Raw genomic sequence first — 1844 nt, forward strand, 5'->3', positions numbered from 1 at the left:
GCTGGTGTACCAGTGGCTGCACCTGTTGCTGGTATTGCAATGGGCTTGATTAAAGAAGGTGATAAATTCGCTGTATTATCAGATATCCTGGGGGATGAAGATCATTTGGGTGATATGGACTTTAAGGTTGCTGGTACGAAGTATGGTGTCACAGCACTACAGATGGATATCAAGATCAAAGGTATTACCCGTGAAATTATGCAAGCAGCACTGGCACAAGCTAAAGAAGGTCGATTGCATATCCTGGGTATTATGAACGAAGTCATTTCTGAATATAAAGCAGAAACTTCTGATACCGCACCGCAAGTTGAGGTGATCCAGGTGGAGCCTTCTAAAATACGTGATATTATTGGAAAAGGTGGTGCAACGGTTAAAGGCATTACCGAAAAAACGGGTGCATCAATCGATACTTCTGATAATGGTGAGGTGAAGATTTTTGCCCACAACAAAGAAGCATTAAATGCAGCTATTGCAGAAGTAGAGGCGTTAACTGCCAGCGCTGAGATAGGTAAAACGTATGAAGGTAAGGTTGTTAAAATCCTTGATTTTGGTGCCTTTGTTAATATTTTACCAGGCAAAGATGGTTTGCTGCCGTTTGCTGAGCTTGAAGCGATTGGTGTTAAACCAAACACCTTATCTGAAGGTAAAATATTGCAAGTGATGGTGCAAAATATCGATAGAATGGGCAAGATAAAACTGGCTCCACTACAAACTGCAAAAAATTAATATTAAATTTATTCTGATATATTTCTAAAGGAGCGTCAATATGGCAGTCCAACAAGCACAACCCATTAATTTTACGGATGCTGCAGCATTAAAAGTAAAAGAACTTATCGAAGAAGAGGGTAATGATGCCTTAAAGCTTCGTGTTTATATTACAGGTGGTGGATGCTCAGGTTTTCAGTATGGCTTTTCTTTTGACGAAGAGAAAAAAGAAGATGATATGGTTATCGAAAACCATGGTGTTTACCTTCTGGTAGATGCAATGAGTTTCCAATACCTTATTGGTGCTGATATCGATTACAAGGAAGATTTGGAAGGCGCACATTTTGTGATTCGTAATCCTAATGCCAAGACAACTTGTGGCTGTGGATCTTCTTTTTCAGTTTAATTTTTGTTGATGAGTGCTCTATCATTATTTGGTCTTATTGCTGTTTCTTTAATGGCGATTTTTTATGCTTTTGAAAACAAAAGTCATTGGTTTGTGCTTGCCTTTTATAGTTTTTTGGTGTAAATAACACCAAATCNNCAACTTAAGGTTTCTTCAGGAGCGACTAAATAGCGTAATCAAAGAAGATGCAGCACCTTGGAGTTCTGGGAATATCTCTAGTGATCGTGAAAAAACAATGCTGAACTGTAATGCAGAGCCAATACATATGATGGTCATAGAAAAAGTGTAAAAATTAGCAGATGTTGGCATATAAATACTGCTAGTGTATAAAAGCATTGTGCCAAGTGTGCAAATCGTAATGCTTAATAGTATGCAATTAGCCGACCCTATTTTACGATTGATCGCCCCAGATAAGAAACCAATCATTGCTAGTGCTGCGCCAGGTATTGCTTGATAGATGGCAAAGGCATAATAACTCATCTTAAGTTGATTTATGTACAAAAATGGTACTGTGCTAATAAAGGCGATAAATCCTGATAACAGTATGCTTGGTGTTAGCGCATAAGCTAGAAAACGCCAGCTGGAAGTAAGTTTTATATATTGATTGATTACCGTATTAAAAGTAACCGCTCCATAAAGGGCACACTTCCCCTATAGGACCTATCAGCCATTTTTTGAAAAAACAGGTGCTTCTGTTTTGGTTTCCTTCGGTTTGCTTTGTTTGTCCGGTTTA

The 1844-nt window shown here is 38.4% G+C and carries 2 protein-coding genes; both read left to right on the forward strand.

Features of this window, described 5'->3' with window-relative positions; all coding sequences use genetic code 11:
* A partial coding sequence (locus DNK84_RS00205) for a KH domain-containing protein (protein ID WP_119342576.1) occupies window positions 1-726 on the forward strand: 726 nt, incomplete at its 5' end.
* Window positions 727-766: 40 nt separating this feature from the next.
* Window positions 767-1111, forward strand: coding sequence for an iron-sulfur cluster insertion protein ErpA (gene erpA / locus DNK84_RS00210; RefSeq protein ID WP_119342577.1), 345 nt, complete (start codon window positions 767-769; stop codon window positions 1109-1111).
* Window positions 1112-1844 lie beyond the last annotated feature (733 nt).

The sequence above is a fragment of the Facilibium subflavum genome, from assembly GCF_003574485.1.
GTDB classification, from domain to species: domain Bacteria; phylum Pseudomonadota; class Gammaproteobacteria; order Francisellales; family Francisellaceae; genus Facilibium; species Facilibium subflavum.

Excerpts from the sequence above, each read along its gene's own strand:
- erpA (WP_119342577.1), top strand. The coding sequence starts at position 767 with ATGGCAGTCCAACAAGCACAACCCATTAATTTTACGGATGCTGCAGCA.